13 protein-coding genes, 1 tRNA gene and 1 riboswitch are annotated in these 13,468 nt (G+C 61.4%); of the genes, 6 read left to right on the forward strand and 8 right to left on the reverse strand.

Translation table 11 applies throughout. From position 1 onward, the window contains the following. Window positions 1-43: 43 nt before the first annotated feature. Entirely contained in the window at window positions 44-934 is an 891-nt protein-coding gene (locus tag ABK249_RS01400; RefSeq protein ID WP_037158474.1) for a DUF937 domain-containing protein, read from the forward strand. Between the two features lie 140 nt (window positions 935-1,074). On the opposite strand, the gene ABK249_RS01405 is transcribed toward ABK249_RS01400, so the two are convergent. After that, complete coding sequence (locus tag ABK249_RS01405) at window positions 1,075-1,374, reverse strand: DUF1127 domain-containing protein (RefSeq protein WP_348861992.1); 300 nt, start codon at window positions 1,372-1,374, stop codon at window positions 1,075-1,077. A 198-nt stretch (window positions 1,375-1,572) separates the two neighbouring features. Here ABK249_RS01405 and ABK249_RS01410 point away from each other — a divergent pair, with 198 nt between their 5' ends. The 3 genes from ABK249_RS01410 (at window position 1,573) to ABK249_RS01420 (ending at window position 4,224) form a co-directional block, all read left to right on the forward strand. Then, complete coding sequence (locus ABK249_RS01410; protein WP_037158480.1) at window positions 1,573-2,523, forward strand: LysR substrate-binding domain-containing protein; 951 nt, start codon at window positions 1,573-1,575, stop codon at window positions 2,521-2,523. Window positions 2,524-2,572: 49 nt separating this feature from the next. Continuing rightward, window positions 2,573-2,716: riboswitch (FMN riboswitch) on the forward strand. Between the two features lie 76 nt (window positions 2,717-2,792). Continuing rightward, the gene (locus tag ABK249_RS01415) at window positions 2,793-3,227 is read left to right on the forward strand and encodes a 6,7-dimethyl-8-ribityllumazine synthase (RefSeq protein ID WP_037158482.1); all 435 of its coding nucleotides are present in this window, start codon (window positions 2,793-2,795) and stop codon (window positions 3,225-3,227) included. Window positions 3,228-3,309: 82 nt separating this feature from the next. Next, window positions 3,310-4,224: a hydrogen peroxide-inducible genes activator gene (locus ABK249_RS01420; protein ID WP_037158483.1), complete on the forward strand. Its 915-nt coding sequence runs from the start codon at window positions 3,310-3,312 to the stop codon at window positions 4,222-4,224. On the opposite strand, the gene ABK249_RS01425 is transcribed toward ABK249_RS01420, so the two are convergent. From ABK249_RS01425 to ABK249_RS01445, 5 genes are all read right to left on the reverse strand, one after another. Further along, on the reverse strand, window positions 4,205-5,089 hold the full coding sequence (locus ABK249_RS01425; protein ID WP_227701990.1) for a dienelactone hydrolase family protein: 885 nt from the start codon (window positions 5,087-5,089) through the stop codon (window positions 4,205-4,207). The genes ABK249_RS01420 and ABK249_RS01425 overlap by 20 nt on opposite strands. Before the next feature lie 142 nt (window positions 5,090-5,231). After that, the gene (locus tag ABK249_RS01430; protein ID WP_348861993.1) at window positions 5,232-5,651 is read right to left on the reverse strand and encodes an MAPEG family protein; all 420 of its coding nucleotides are present in this window, start codon (window positions 5,649-5,651) and stop codon (window positions 5,232-5,234) included. Between the two features lie 120 nt (window positions 5,652-5,771). Further along, window positions 5,772-7,280 carry an IMP dehydrogenase gene (guaB, locus tag ABK249_RS01435; protein ID WP_037158489.1) on the reverse strand — a complete coding sequence of 503 codons (1,509 nt, stop codon included), beginning with the start codon at window positions 7,278-7,280 and terminating at the stop codon, window positions 5,772-5,774. Window positions 7,281-7,466: 186 nt separating this feature from the next. Then, window positions 7,467-8,108, reverse strand: coding sequence for a ferritin-like domain-containing protein (locus ABK249_RS01440; RefSeq protein ID WP_348861994.1), 642 nt, complete (start codon window positions 8,106-8,108; stop codon window positions 7,467-7,469). Between the two features lie 17 nt (window positions 8,109-8,125). Next, the gene (locus ABK249_RS01445) at window positions 8,126-9,115 is read right to left on the reverse strand and encodes an MBL fold metallo-hydrolase (RefSeq protein ID WP_348861995.1); all 990 of its coding nucleotides are present in this window, start codon (window positions 9,113-9,115) and stop codon (window positions 8,126-8,128) included. 194 nt (window positions 9,116-9,309) lie between these two features. Here ABK249_RS01445 and ABK249_RS01450 point away from each other — a divergent pair, with 194 nt between their 5' ends. Further along, complete coding sequence (locus ABK249_RS01450) at window positions 9,310-10,713, forward strand: MFS transporter (RefSeq protein ID WP_348861996.1); 1,404 nt, start codon at window positions 9,310-9,312, stop codon at window positions 10,711-10,713. A 1-nt stretch (window position 10,714) separates the two neighbouring features. On the opposite strand, the gene ABK249_RS01455 is transcribed toward ABK249_RS01450, so the two are convergent. Both ABK249_RS01455 and ABK249_RS01460 read right to left on the reverse strand, forming a co-directional pair. Then, the gene (locus ABK249_RS01455) at window positions 10,715-11,452 is read right to left on the reverse strand and encodes an RlmE family RNA methyltransferase (RefSeq protein ID WP_348861997.1); all 738 of its coding nucleotides are present in this window, start codon (window positions 11,450-11,452) and stop codon (window positions 10,715-10,717) included. Then, the gene (locus ABK249_RS01460; protein WP_415926420.1) at window positions 11,449-13,005 is read right to left on the reverse strand and encodes a Ppx/GppA phosphatase family protein; all 1,557 of its coding nucleotides are present in this window, start codon (window positions 13,003-13,005) and stop codon (window positions 11,449-11,451) included. The genes ABK249_RS01455 and ABK249_RS01460 overlap by 4 nt, the downstream gene beginning before the upstream one ends. 280 nt (window positions 13,006-13,285) lie before the next feature. On the opposite strand from ABK249_RS01460, the gene ABK249_RS01465 reads away from it, so the two are divergent. After that, a tRNA-Gln gene (locus ABK249_RS01465) sits at window positions 13,286-13,359 on the forward strand. The last annotated feature ends 109 nt before the right edge of the window (window positions 13,360-13,468 follow it).

Consider the following 13,468-nt stretch of genomic DNA (forward strand, 5'->3'; position numbering starts at 1 on the left):
TCCGGCTATAGTGTTCGTTACACGCAAGCGGAAAGGATTCTTCATGCTGCCACTGTTCGATGTGATGCTCAGGGCTCAGAACGGCGAAGGCATGGAGGCAATCGCCAAACAATTCAATCTGGCGCAGGAGCAGGCGACCCAGGCCATGGCCGCGCTGATGCCCGCCTTCTCTTCCGGCCTCAAGCGCAGCGCGACCAACCCCTACGATCTGACCGCGCTGATGAGCAGCATGTTCTCGGGCGCCTATACCAAATATTTCGAGGACATGACGAAGGCCTTCACGCCCCAGGGCGTCGCGGACGGCAATGCGGTTCTCGAAAAAATCTTCGGCTCGAAGGAGGTTTCCCGCGCCATCGCCGCGCAGGCGGAACAGTTCACCGGCATTGCACAGGACACATTCAAGAGGATGATGCCGGTGATGGCCGATACGCTGATGGGCGGGCTGTTCAAGCAGATGACCGGCCAGATGCCGACCGCCAACGAGGCCTTTGCCGCCTCGCCGATCGGCCAGATGGCACAACAATGGCTCGAAAGCATGGGGCTGCAGCCGAAGACCAAGCCTCAGGCGGCCATCAATCCTTTCGACAATCCCTTCACGCAGGCCATGCGTTCGATGTGGGGGCTGGACAAGCCGGAACAGCCGCAGCCTCCAAGCAGCAGCAATCCCTTTGCCGACAACCCGTTCGCCAAGGCGTTCCAGGATATGATGGCCGGCGCCTTCCCGTCCCAGGCTCCGTCCGCGCCCGCGCCCGAAAAGCCGACAGAAAAGCCGGCGCCCGAGGCTAATCCCTATCGCGACGTTCTGAACAGCATGTTCGACAGCGGGCTTGAAGTGCAGAAGACCTATCAGAAGAACATGGAGGCGATCTTCGCGACGCTGCGCAATGGGGCCGATGACAAGCCCACCCCTGCCGAGACCACGCCGGGAAAGTAGCGCGCCTTTTCCTGCATGCCGTTGCCCCGAAACCGGCAACCACTTTCGGGCGGCATGCGTACAAAAAAGCCCGGCACGGATCGACCGGCCGGGCAAGAGGCAGGGCTATTGGCTATCACCCTGCGGGGAAAAGCGTGAAATCAGCGGTTGGCGGACCTCGCAAAGCGGGTGCGTGCCCGTTCCCGGGCCGCGCGCGTCAGAAGGAGCGACGGATCCTGAAGAGCGCCGGACCGGTCGAGCGCCATCACCACATCATGCCGTGTGAGGCCGATATCGTTGAGCTGGCGGTCGTCGAGATCATGGAGGCAATTGGACGCCAGACGATTGCGAAAGGCACGCCATACGGATTGCACTCGCAGCATCGCAATGGCCAGGCGGCCTTCGGGAATACGCTGTTCGCAGACGAGGTCGAGTTCGGTTCCGTATTTGGTCGTGCTCATCGGACTTTCCTTTCATCAGGCACGAGTTTGGCCGCTCCTTCCGCGGAGGTCCTACGGAAAGGCAGCCTTGGGAGGCGCCTCAGGGAGAAGGCGCCGTATCGATCGTTGATTTGCGATCTTGTTATCGCTGAAAACCTATTGATCAGTCCAACGAATGTTTCTAATGATTAGCATCAAACACTCTGATGGATGCCCGCCATGTCCGCTCCGCTCGATATCGACCAGTTGCATACATTCCTTGCCATCGTGGATACCGGCAGCTTCACCAAGGCTGCGGACCGGGTGTTCAAGACCCAGTCGGCCGTTTCGATGCAGATGCGCCGGCTGGAGGAACGGATCGGAAAGCAGCTCTTTGCCAAAGACGGTCGCGGCAACCGGCTGACCGCCGAGGGCGAAAAGCTTTTGAACTATGCGCGGCGTATCATCCGGCTCAACAACGAGGCGATCGCCGCCTTCGACGACAACCGTCTGGAAGGCACGCTGCGCATCGGCACGCCGGACGATTATGCCGACCGCTATATGCCCGAAATCATCGGCCGGTTTGCCAAGACACACCCGAATGTCGAACTTTATATCGTCTGCGAGCCCTCGGTCAGCCTGGCGGAAAAGATGGCGCGCGGCGAGCTCGACATCGCGCTTGTGACGCACAACCCGCGCCAGCGGATCTCCGATGTGGTGCGGACCGAGCCGCTCTGCTGGGTCGGATCAGCCAATCATCCGCTCAAGGACGATGCGCCTGTGCCGCTCGCCGTCGGCCGTCGCGATTGCCTCTGGCGGCAGCTTGCCTGCTCGGCACTCGATGCGGACGGCCGCGAATACCAGGTTCTGTTCACAAGCTGGTCCTCGACGGTGGTCGCTGCTGCGGTACTTGCCGGCATGGCCGTTTCAGTGTTGCCGGAATCGGCACTGCGACCGGGCATGAAGGTGCTGACTGCCGCCGACGGTTTTCCGCCGCTGCCGCCGGTGCAGATCGGCCTCATGAAACGGCCGGGCCTCTCTCCCTCGCTGATGAACGCCATCACCGACCACATCACCGCCTGCCTCGACAACATCTCGCCCGCGGTCATCCCCGACGACCTCGACGGCGAGGTGAAGGCTTTCCCCCGCCTCGCCCGTGCGAGGGCAGGTCAAGCCATGACCGGGTGGTGACTGGCGACAATCCGGCCTTGCTTTCCCGACAGGCTTCAAGCTAGATCACACGTATTCTCAGGGCGGGGCGGAATTCCCCACCGGCGGTATGCGGCGCAGGTCGCGAGCCCGCGAGCGCCTTCCAATGGAAGGGTCAGCAGATCAGGTGCGATGCCTGAGCCGACGGTCATAGTCCGGATGGAAGAGAACGGACGTACAGCACCCGCCATCGCGGGGGCTGATGACGTGCGTGATCGCCTTGGGTGACGTGTCGAGCCAAAGGAGATCACATGACACACACCCGCTTCGCTTTCGTCAAGGCAAACTGGCATCCGGAAATTGTAGAGAAGGCACTTGAGGGCTTTCTCGAACTTATCCCTGGCGAAGAGGTCGACATCTTCGATGTACCAGGTGCCTTCGAACTACCTCTCGCCGCGCGCGATCTCGCGGCTACAGGCAGATATGCCGCCGTGATCGCGGCCGCGCTGGTCGTCGACGGCGGTATCTACCGGCATGATTTCGTCGCAGCCGCGGTCGTCGATGGACTGATGCGCGCCGGCCTCGACACCGGCATTCCCGTCTTGTCGGTATCGCTGACGCCGCACCATTTTCATGAAACCGAACACCACCGGGGTGTCTTCACCACCCATTTCCTGGAAAAGGGACGCGAAGCCGCGCGTGCTGCGATGATGATCGTGAAAACGCGCCAGCGGATCGCAGGATGATGTCGGCGCAGGTTGAATCTCTCCTCCGAAATCGATAATTCATGACCGCATCTCACAAGAAGAATGATCGGAAAAAGTTATCGTGCTCACTCTCCGCCAGATGCGTTATTTCGATGCGCTCGCCTCCACCCGGCATTTCGGCAGAGCGGCGGCGCAAGTGCATGTGAGCCAGCCGGCTCTTTCAACCCAGATCATGGAAATGGAGGAGCATCTCGGCAGCAAGCTCGTCGAGCGTAGCCGCTCGGGCGTGCTCCTCACCCGCAAGGGAATGGAGGTACTCCAGCGCATTCGCACGATATTGACGGAGGTGGAGCGGCTGGAGGAAGCGGCACGCGACAGCGGCGGCATTCTCGACGGGCTGGTGCGGATCGGCATCATCCCCACGGTTGCGCCCTATCTCGTGCCTCGACTGGTGCCGTATCTCAGGGAAAGCTATCCGGGCATCGAGATCGAACTCAAGGAGGCGATCACCGACCGCCTGGTTTCCGATCTCATCGATGGACGGCTGGATGCGGTCATTGCCGCTCTGCCGATCGACGCCGAGAATGTCGAAACAAGGCCGCTGTTCTCCGACCGCTTCTTCATGGCCATGACGAACAATGACCGCGAAGTCCTGATGTCGCCGCTCACCGAAAACCAAGTGGATACGGAACGGCTTCTGCTGCTGGAAGAGGGCCATTGCCTGCGCGACCAGGCGCTCGCCGTCTGTGGTACGGCGGGAAAACGCAGCCTTGTCAATTTCGGCGCAACCTCCATGGCAACACTGCTTCAGATGGTATCGCACGACATGGGCATGACGCTGATCCCGGAAATGGCGATCCCCACGGAGACGACACGCAACGATCTCAGGATCGTGCCATTCGCCGACCCCGCGCCCTGCCGCGAGATCGGGCTCATATGGCGGAAATCGAGCGGCCGTGCCGAGGACATGGCCGCTCTGGGACAGGCGGTAACGCTCTGCGCTCCTGCAGGGGGTGTCAAGCCAGGTATTTCTTGAAGAAGTCCACCGTGCGGCTCCAGGCCAGGTCCGCGGCCGCCTTGTCATAGCGGGCCGATGACGTGTCGTTGTTGAAGGCATGGTTGGCGCCCTCATAGACGAAGATCTCGAAGGTTTTTCCGCCCTTCTCCAACGCCTCCCGGAAGGCGGGAATGCCTGCGTTGATGCGTTCGTCGAGCCCACCATAGTGCAGCATGAGCGGCGCCTTGATCGCCGGCACGTCTTCTGCTTTCGGCTGCGATCCGTAGTAGGCAACACCGGCGTTGAGGTTCGGCGACTTCACGGCAAGATTATTGACGGCTCCACCACCCCAGCAGAAGCCGACGGCACCGACCTTGCCGTTCGCGCCGCTGATGCCGGCGAGATAGACGCGGCTTGCCTCGCCATTGGCCGCAACCCCGTCGGCGTCAAGCGACGAGAACATCTGGCGCGCCTGATCCTCGTCGGCCGGCGTGCCGCCCTGCGGCGACAGGAAATCGACGGCCAGCGCGTTGAAACCCTCAAGCGCCATGCGGCGTGCGACGTCCCTGATATGGTTGTTGAGGCCGCGGTTCTCGTGAATGACAATCACCCCGCCCAATGATCCGGAAGCATTCTTCGGGCGCACGAGATAGGCCTTCATCGTCGCGCCGCCGGCGCCCGGATAGGTGACCTCCTCGGCCGTCAACCGCTCGTCATCGGCAGGAATAATATCCGCCCTGGCGCTGTTGGCGGCAAGCATCGGCGCAATCGCCGCCGCGGCCGCACCTGAACCGGCAAGCTGCGTCAGCTTCTCCATGAAGCGGCGACGGTCAAGGGTGAGATGGGTATACTCATCATAGGCGTTGATCATCGCCTGGGTGATCTTCGGAACTTCGTTGTCCATAGCGCTTTCCTCCTAGCGATCGCTCGGAGGAAAGCTAACGCCAGTCGACTGGCTTTCAGATGAAAAACCCTGTGATTTTCGCAGGATAGGCTACACTTGTTCGTGAGCACAAGTTGATCGCAACTGGCCTTCTTCCGCTCTGTCAGTTCAGAGCCAGCCAGACGGCGAGCCAAATCCACATCGCCAGCAAGGAGAAGAAACCGGCGATAAACAGCGGACGGCGATAGCGCAGCCGGTTGCTGGTGAGATGTACATAGGAATGGACATAACGGGAAAGAACGAAGATCCAGGAGAGGGCGACGGTGCCCCAATTGTCTGCGGTCGAGGCGTAGAGAGCGAGGCAGGCGCCGTGAAACAGGACCGGCAGTTCGAACTGGTTCTTGAGGTTGTTATGAACCAGCAGACTTTCAGGCGGTTCCTGGCGGTTCTCCCGAAACTGCCCTGCCTCGGCGCTGCCTGCCTTTACCGCTTCGTCGCGTTTCCTCGACAAGAGCCAATAAAGAAAGAATACCAGCGCGGCATGCGCGATCATCGGCCAGAGGGTGGCATTGGTGGAAAGCATCAGTCCTCCGGATCATCCGGTAGAAGCAATACAGTTCGTCTGCGGGAGACACAATGACACCCTCTAAAAGAGAATGGCGCCAGTTGGGCGCCATTCGTCTTCAGCCCCTTCGGCCAGAATTTACACGCCGGCGCCGGGATAATTCGGGCTCTCGCGGGTGATCGTCACGTCATGGGCATGGCTTTCGCGCAGGCCGGCCCCTGAAATACGCACGAAGGTGGCTCGCTCCTGGAATTCCTTGATCGTGGCGCCGCCGACATAACCCATAGCCGCCTTCAGGCCGCCGCCGAGCTGGTGCAGCACGCCGGAAACCGGGCCCTTGTAGGGCACCTGGCCCTCGATGCCTTCCGGCACGAGTTTCAGCGTGTCGCGGACTTCCGCCTGAAAATAACGATCGGCCGAGCCGCGCGCCATGGCGCCGACCGAACCCATGCCTCGATAGGATTTGAAGGACCGCCCCTGGTAGAGATAGACTTCGCCGGGGCTTTCGTCGGTGCCGGCCAGCAGCGAACCGACCATCACGGCCGAGGCACCGGCGGCGATCGCCTTGGCCATATCGCCGGAGAACTTGATGCCGCCATCGGCGATGACCGGGATGTTCCGCTCACGGGCCGCTTCGACGGCGGCCATGATCGCGGCAAGCTGCGGCACACCGACGCCCGCGACGATGCGGGTCGTGCAGATCGATCCCGGCCCGATGCCGACCTTCACCGCATCCGCGCCAGCATCGATCAATGCCTTGGTACCATCCGCGGTGGCGACGTTGCCGGCCATGATGCGCACCGAATTGGAGAGCGTCTTGACGCGGGTGACGGCATCAAGCACGCGCTGGGAATGACCATGGGCCGTATCGACCACGAGAAGATCGACGCCCGCCTCGATCAGCCGCTCGGCGCGCTCGTAACCGTCATCGCCAACGCTGATCGCGGCGGCCGCGCGGAGGCGTCCCTGCGCGTCCTTCGAGGCATTCGGATTGAGCTGCGACTTCTCGATATCCTTGACGGTGATGAGGCCGACGCAGCGGCCCTCGCCGTCGACGACCAGCAGTTTTTCGATGCGGTGCTTGTGCAGCAGGCGCTTGGCTTCCGTCTGATCGACGCTGCTTTCCTTGACCGTGATGAGGTTTTCGCGGGTCATCAGTTCGTAGATGCGCTGGGTGGGATCGGAGGCGAAGCGGACGTCGCGGTTGGTTAGGATGCCGACGAGCCGACCCGCCGTGTGGCCGCCGGAGCCACCGTTCTCGACCACCGGAATGCCGGAAATGCCATGCGCCTTCATGAGCGAAAGCGCCTCGGCAAGCGTCGCATCCGGGCCGATCGTCACGGGATTGACGACCATGCCGCTTTCGAACTTCTTGACCTGCCGGACTTCCTCGGCTTGTTCGATGGGGGTCAGGTTGCGGTGGATGACGCCGATGCCGCCTGCCTGCGCCATGGCGATTGCCAACCGGCTCTCGGTTACCGTATCCATGGCCGCCGACAGGATCGGCAGGTTGAGATCGATATCCTGGGCGATGGTCGTGGAGATGTTGGTCTGCCCCGGCATCACCTCGGAATGGCCGGGCTGCAGCAGCACGTCGTCAAAGGTGAGCGCGTCCGCGCCGGTGGCTGTTTCGATGATGCGTGCCATAACCAATTTCCTTCAGTTAATAGAAAATCGTCCCGGCGGGGGAGTGGCCGGAAGCGATCCTCACGGATGGGAAGTTGGCGAGGGCTCGTACCACGTCTTGGTGGCGATGGGAACAGCCGGTGAGGGCAAAAATGCCGACACCGGCATAATTTCATCGCCGCGTCATTCATCACCAAGGGGCGGATGTCATTTGCGTGAAGCGCAACGCTCGAAAGCAGGAAGGTGGTTGTTCTGCGAAGCAGCGCTCAGACGCTCGAATACGACTGTGATATCGGCGTAGGACGAAACCGCCGGCAGAAGCTCTTTTTGATAGAGATCGCGATTGGCGATCTCCGCCTCCACGCCCATGCGACAGGCTTCCGCCAATGTGGCCGGGACCTGAGCCTTGATGGCAGCGGAATTCAACTGATCGTTTCGCGGCACGTCCAGACCATAAATGCGCATCAGGTCGGAAAGCATCGCCGAATGCGTCCTTTCCGATTCGACAATGTTGGCAAACGGCCGGATGCTTCCGAATCTGGCCATGACCGCTTCATAAAATGCTTCCGCATGATATTCGTCGGAGAGCGCGCGGCTCAGAGCCTGCGAAGCGGCCTTGTCCAGCGTTGCAGCCGCGAGCGTGGGACCGGGTGAAGCGAATGCCAGGGCAAGGCTTGCGATAATGGCGGGAATGTATTGCATGACAGTATTTCTCCTGAGTTGGCGAGGAAAGACTGCCGTGGGTACAAAAACTTCCGCTTGACCTAGATCAACATTACAAAAATCTAATAATCCTACGATTTCGTAACAAAATATTCCCCCACACCGGGGATGCGGGAGAAAGATCATCCAAAGCAGATTCCCGGTCAAATATCGAACTGATAGCTCTTCGGCACGAAACGGTAGCCGGTCTCCTGTTTCTCGACGAAGCCCGCCGCGGGGAACGGCATATGATAGCCGAGGAAGGCTACCTTGTCGGTGGCCACCATATCGAAGACCTTCTTTCGAGAAGCCGCCGCCTCTGCCTTGTCCATATCGAAACGCACTTCCCAATCGGGACGTTCGAGCGACAGAATGTAATGATTGGCCGTATCGGCCGTCAGAACCAAACGCCTGCCTTCCGACTCGATGTTGAAGATCAGATGACCCGGCGTGTGCCCGGGCGCCAACAAGGCCGTAATTCCGGAGACGACTTCCCCACCGTCCTGCAGAAAGGTCATCTTGTCCGCATGAGGCTTCACATTGGAAAGTACAGCCTTGTGATTGCCCTCGGCGGGCGTGCCGGCGCGAGCCGTATCGGTCCAGAAATCGTATTCCGCCTGACCGGTAACATAGCGTGCCTTCGGAAAGGCCGGCTTGCCGTCCTCCATGATGCCGCCGATATGGTCGCCATGCATATGGGTGATGACGACGATCGAGATGTCTTCCGGCATGTATCCGGCAGCCGCAAGCCCCTCCACCAGGCGCCCGCCGCCCTGGGCGCGGGCCGCCTTGCCGAGACCGGTGTCGAATAGGATGACATCGCTGCCGGTATCGATCAGCGTCGGGGAGAAGCTGTTCACGAACTGGTCCGTCGGCAGGAAGTTCTGCGTAAGCAGTTCGCCCACAGTTTCCGGCGACTGGTCGGTGCCGAAGGTTTCGCCCGGATTGCCGGAGGGACGGGCGCCATCCTTGACCACCAGAACCTGAAAGCCGCCGACCTTGAACTGGTGAATGTCCGGAGGCGTTACGCGATCGATCTCCAGCGGTTTGTTCTCCTGCGCGAAAACATGGCTCCTGATGATCGCGGGGGAAGCGATAATTCCCAGGCCGGCGGTGCCAAGCAGCGCACGCCTGCCGATTTCAAAAGACGTCATGATCTTGTTCCCTCTTGTGCCATCGCAGAACCCGCCCCGAATCCGCGGATGGGGAAGAACATAACCGCCGTCTGCGACAGGGAAATCCGATCTCACGCAGACGTGACACAAAATGGCAAAAGGTGAGATTCTGCAATTGGCAGAAGGGATCAACAGGTTTACAGGGAGGCCGTTGCGCTGACCGCTGGCCCCTCATGAACCGTATCATCCCGCTTATCCTTGCCGTCGCCCTCTTCATGGAGCAGATGGACTCGACCGTCATCGCGACGGCGCTTCCAGCAATCGCCGCCGACCTCAATGTCGGACCGATCACGCTCAAACTGGCCCTGACCTCCTACATGGTGGCACTCGCCATGTTCATCCCGATCAGCGGCTGGATGGCCGACCGCTTCGGTGCGAAGAAAATCTTCCGGCTGGCGATCCTGGTCTTCGTCATAGGCTCGATCTTCTGCGCGGTTTCATCCTCGCTGATCGAATTCGTGCTGTCGCGCTTCCTGCAGGGCATGGGCGGCGCGATGATGACGCCGGTGGGCCGGCTCGTGCTGCTGCGCACGACCAAGCGCAGCGAACTCGTCTCTGCCATGGCATTGCTGACCATTCCCGCGCTCATCGGACCGCTCACCGGCCCGCCGATCGGCGGCTTCATCACCACCTATTTCACCTGGCACTGGATCTTCCTGATCAACGTGCCCGTCGGCCTTCTCGGCATATACCTTTCCACCATCTTCCTGCCGGACGTGGAGGCCACCAATCCGCCATCGATCGACTGGCGGGGCTTTCTGCTCACCTCGATCACCGCGGCAGGCACCGTCTTCGGGCTCTCCGTCATCAGCCTGCCGGCACTGCCTCCCGCTGTCGGCATCTCAGCCACGGCCATCGGGCTCGCCGCCGGCATCGCCTATTTCGCTTACGCGCGAAACCATCCGGCACCGATCCTCAACTTCAGGCTCTTCCAGAATGAAGCCTTCCGTGCGGCAAGCACCAGCGGCACCCTGTTCCGCATCTCGACTGGCGCCATTCCTTTCCTGATGCCGCTGATGCTGCAGCTCGGCTTTGGCCTCAACCCCTTCCAATCCGGCCTCATCACCTTCGCAGGGGCTCTTGGAGCGCTGATGGTGAAATTCGTCGCCCGCCGCGTCTTCGCACTCACGGGCTTCAAGGTGACGTTGATTGTTTCGGGCATTCTCGGCGCCGCCACGACCGCCGCCAACGGCTTTTTCACGCCGGAGACGTCGCATGCCCTCATCGTCGCCTTCCTGCTGATGTCGGGCTTCTGCCGTTCGTTCTTCTTCACCGGTTCGAACGCGCTCAGCTATTCGGAGATCAGCGACGAGCAGGCAAGCCAGGCGACGTCGATCGCCTCGGTGCTCCAGCAGATCAGCCTCGCGCTCGGCGTCGCCTTTGCGGCCTTCATCCTCGAAGCGTCGGCGGCCGTTTCGGGAGCGCATCTCCAGCTTGCCGATTTCCACCTCGCCTTCTTCCTGGTGGCCGCCCTTTCGCTTCTCTCGATCGGCCCGCTGCTCAGGCTCGATCCGATGACGGGCGCGGCCGTTTCCGGCCATCGCGCCGGAAGGATGCAACCGGAAGCGGGCGAATAAATCAGGCTTGGTCGTCTGCGCCGGCGTCTTCCGCTTTGCGACCTTTGAAATGCTTGGCAAGCAGGAACATTTCCACCGATTCAGCGCGCGAGGCGGCGGGCTTCACATGGATGACCTGCCTGAAATTCCGCTTCAGCATGTCGAGCAGTTCGCGCTCCGTGCCGCCCTGGAAGGTTTTTGCCAGAAAATGGCCACCCTCGCCCAACACCTCGACCGCAAAATGCGCAGCCACTTCGCAGAGATACATGGTGCGAAGATGGTCCGTCCTCTGGTGGCCGGTCGTGGGCGCTGCCATATCGGAGATGACGACGTCCGGCGTGCCGCCGATTGCTTCCACCAGAAGCCGCGGCGCCTCGGGATCGAGAAAATCGAGCTGCAGGATCTTCACGCCCGGCAGAGGCGCCATTTCCAGGAAATCGATCGCCGCAACGCGGATATCCTCGTCCGTCGAATTGGTGACCTTTGCCGCGATCTGCGACCAGCTTCCGGGAGCGGCTCCGAGATCGATGATCCGGCGAGCACCCTTCAGGATGTGATGCTTCTCGTCGATCTCCAGCAGCTTGAAGGCCGCACGGGCGCGATAACCTTCCAGCTTGGCGCGCTGGACGTAAGGATCGTTGATGTGGCGCTCGATCCAGCGGCGGGAGGAAGCCTTGAGCTTGCCCTTTTTGACCTTCTGGCCGAGTTTACGGCCGGTGCGATTGCCGGCGCCGGGAGATTTGGAGGGTGGTTTCGTCATCGCCTCGCCCCCGCTTCCTCATGTCCGCCGATACCCGGCCTGCGCGGCCGTACGCGACGCCAGACGCCGTCATCCGCCATCATATCCGTCAACAATCCCTCGCGCAGGCCGCGATCGGCCACCCGCATGCGCGGGCTTGGCCAGCGGCGCCGGATCGCCTCGAGGATGGCACAACCGGCGAGCACCAGATCGGCGCGATCCGGTCCGATGCACGGGTTGGCCGCCCGGCCGGCGAAATCCCAGGAAAGAAGCTTTGCCTGCATTGCGGTCACTTCCGCATCGGTCAGCCACAATCCGTCGACCTTGCGGCGATCATAGCGCGGCAGATCGAGATGCACGCCTGCGAGTGTGGTCACCGTGCCTGACGTACCGATCAGGTGGAAATCTTCAGCGCCCGGACGGTAAACCGGACCGAGCGGCGGGCAATCGAAACTCGCCAGCATGCCTTCGACTTCCGCCACCATGGCCGAAAAGACTTCCGGCGTCACATCCCGCCCCCCGTGACGTTCCGACAGGGTAACAACGCCTACCGGCAGGGATGTCCAATGGGTGATGTGGTTGGCGAGCCGGCTCGAACGGTTGTTGCCGATGCGGATGACGGCGATCTCCGACGAGCCGCCGCCGATATCGAAGAGCACGACCGAGCGCGCTTCGCGGCCGACCAGCGACGAGCAGCCGGAAACCGCAAGCCGGGCCTCCGTTTCCCGATCGATGATTTCCAGCTCCAGCCCTGTTTCCACCGTCACCCGGGCGAGAAACTCCTCGCCATTCACGGCAGAGCGGCAAGCCTCGGTGGCGATCAGCCGCATCCGGCGTACCGGCTTGTTGGCAAGCTTGGCAGCGCAGATGCGCAAGGCCTCGACTGCCCGATCCATAGCCTCCAGCGACAGCCTTCGGCTCGCTGCAAGCCCCTCACCCAGGCGAACGATGCGCGAAAAGGCATCCACCACCCGGAACTGGCCGGGCCGTGTCGGCTGGGCGATCAGAAGGCGGCAATTGTTGGTGCCGAGATCCAGCGCAGCATAGAGATCGTTGACATAGATGGGCCTGTCGCCCTGCGTATCCGGCGCGGACGCCTCACTCCCTGCCCTGCCTCGCATATCCCTGGCTTGTGTCGGCGCCGTTGCGGCAGGCGCCGGCATCCTTACGGCATTTGGGACCGCCTTTGCGGGGGCAAGCGGGCGCCCTTGCGGGCCACGACCACCACGATTCTTCTTGCGCCGGTTGCGGGATTTGCCGGAAGGCGGCTGGGCTTCGTTCTGGCCGTGGGCACGCTCTCCCGATACCGGAAATCCGGAGGCATGCGACGCCTCCTGAGAACCGCCGGATTTTGCGCGCCGACGCTTGCGCTTGCGCGCTGGCGGGCCTGTTTCCTGGGTATGGGGACGTCCGGCAGACGCGGCCGAATCGACCGAGTCCAAATGACCGAGCGACGCCGCGTTACGGCGTTTGCCGCCCCGCTTCGCCTTCTTGCGCCGGGAGGATCGCCCCTCTCCATGCGCTGCCGCCGACGCCCCGCCTTCCGGCGGCTTTGCGCCGCTATCGGGGTCCATCACTGTTTAAGTCCATCTTGCCGCGCAAAGCCTCAAAAAGGTATGCCGCTGGCGTCTGATTGTTTCGTTGGCGCAAAGATAACAGCATGATGCGCTTTCGCCAACGGCTTTTTGCCGGCTATCGCATAGCCTTCGATCCTCGCCTTTTTGGTGCCCGGCGAAGCCGGGCTTCGAAAGCCTGTTCGGGCGCTCAATTTTTTCGAAATCGGTATTTGCAATCCGTCCGCTTTTGTTTATAAGCGCCGCACACCAGCCGAGCCGCTTCACCGGCCGCTTCTGCTGGGGAATAGTTCAATGGTAGAACAGCGGACTCTGACTCCGTCGATCTTGGTTCGAATCCAGGTTCCCCAGCCACACCATCATCTTATTTATTTTTCAAAGGTTTATGGGGTCGAGGACTAGAGCGACCGGAACAGTTCTCCGCATCATTTTTCCGTATCACCGCTGATGTCGTATGATAGAC

The organism is Neorhizobium phenanthreniclasticum, from assembly GCF_040066075.1.
Lineage (GTDB): Bacteria > Pseudomonadota > Alphaproteobacteria > Rhizobiales > Rhizobiaceae > Neorhizobium > Neorhizobium petrolearium.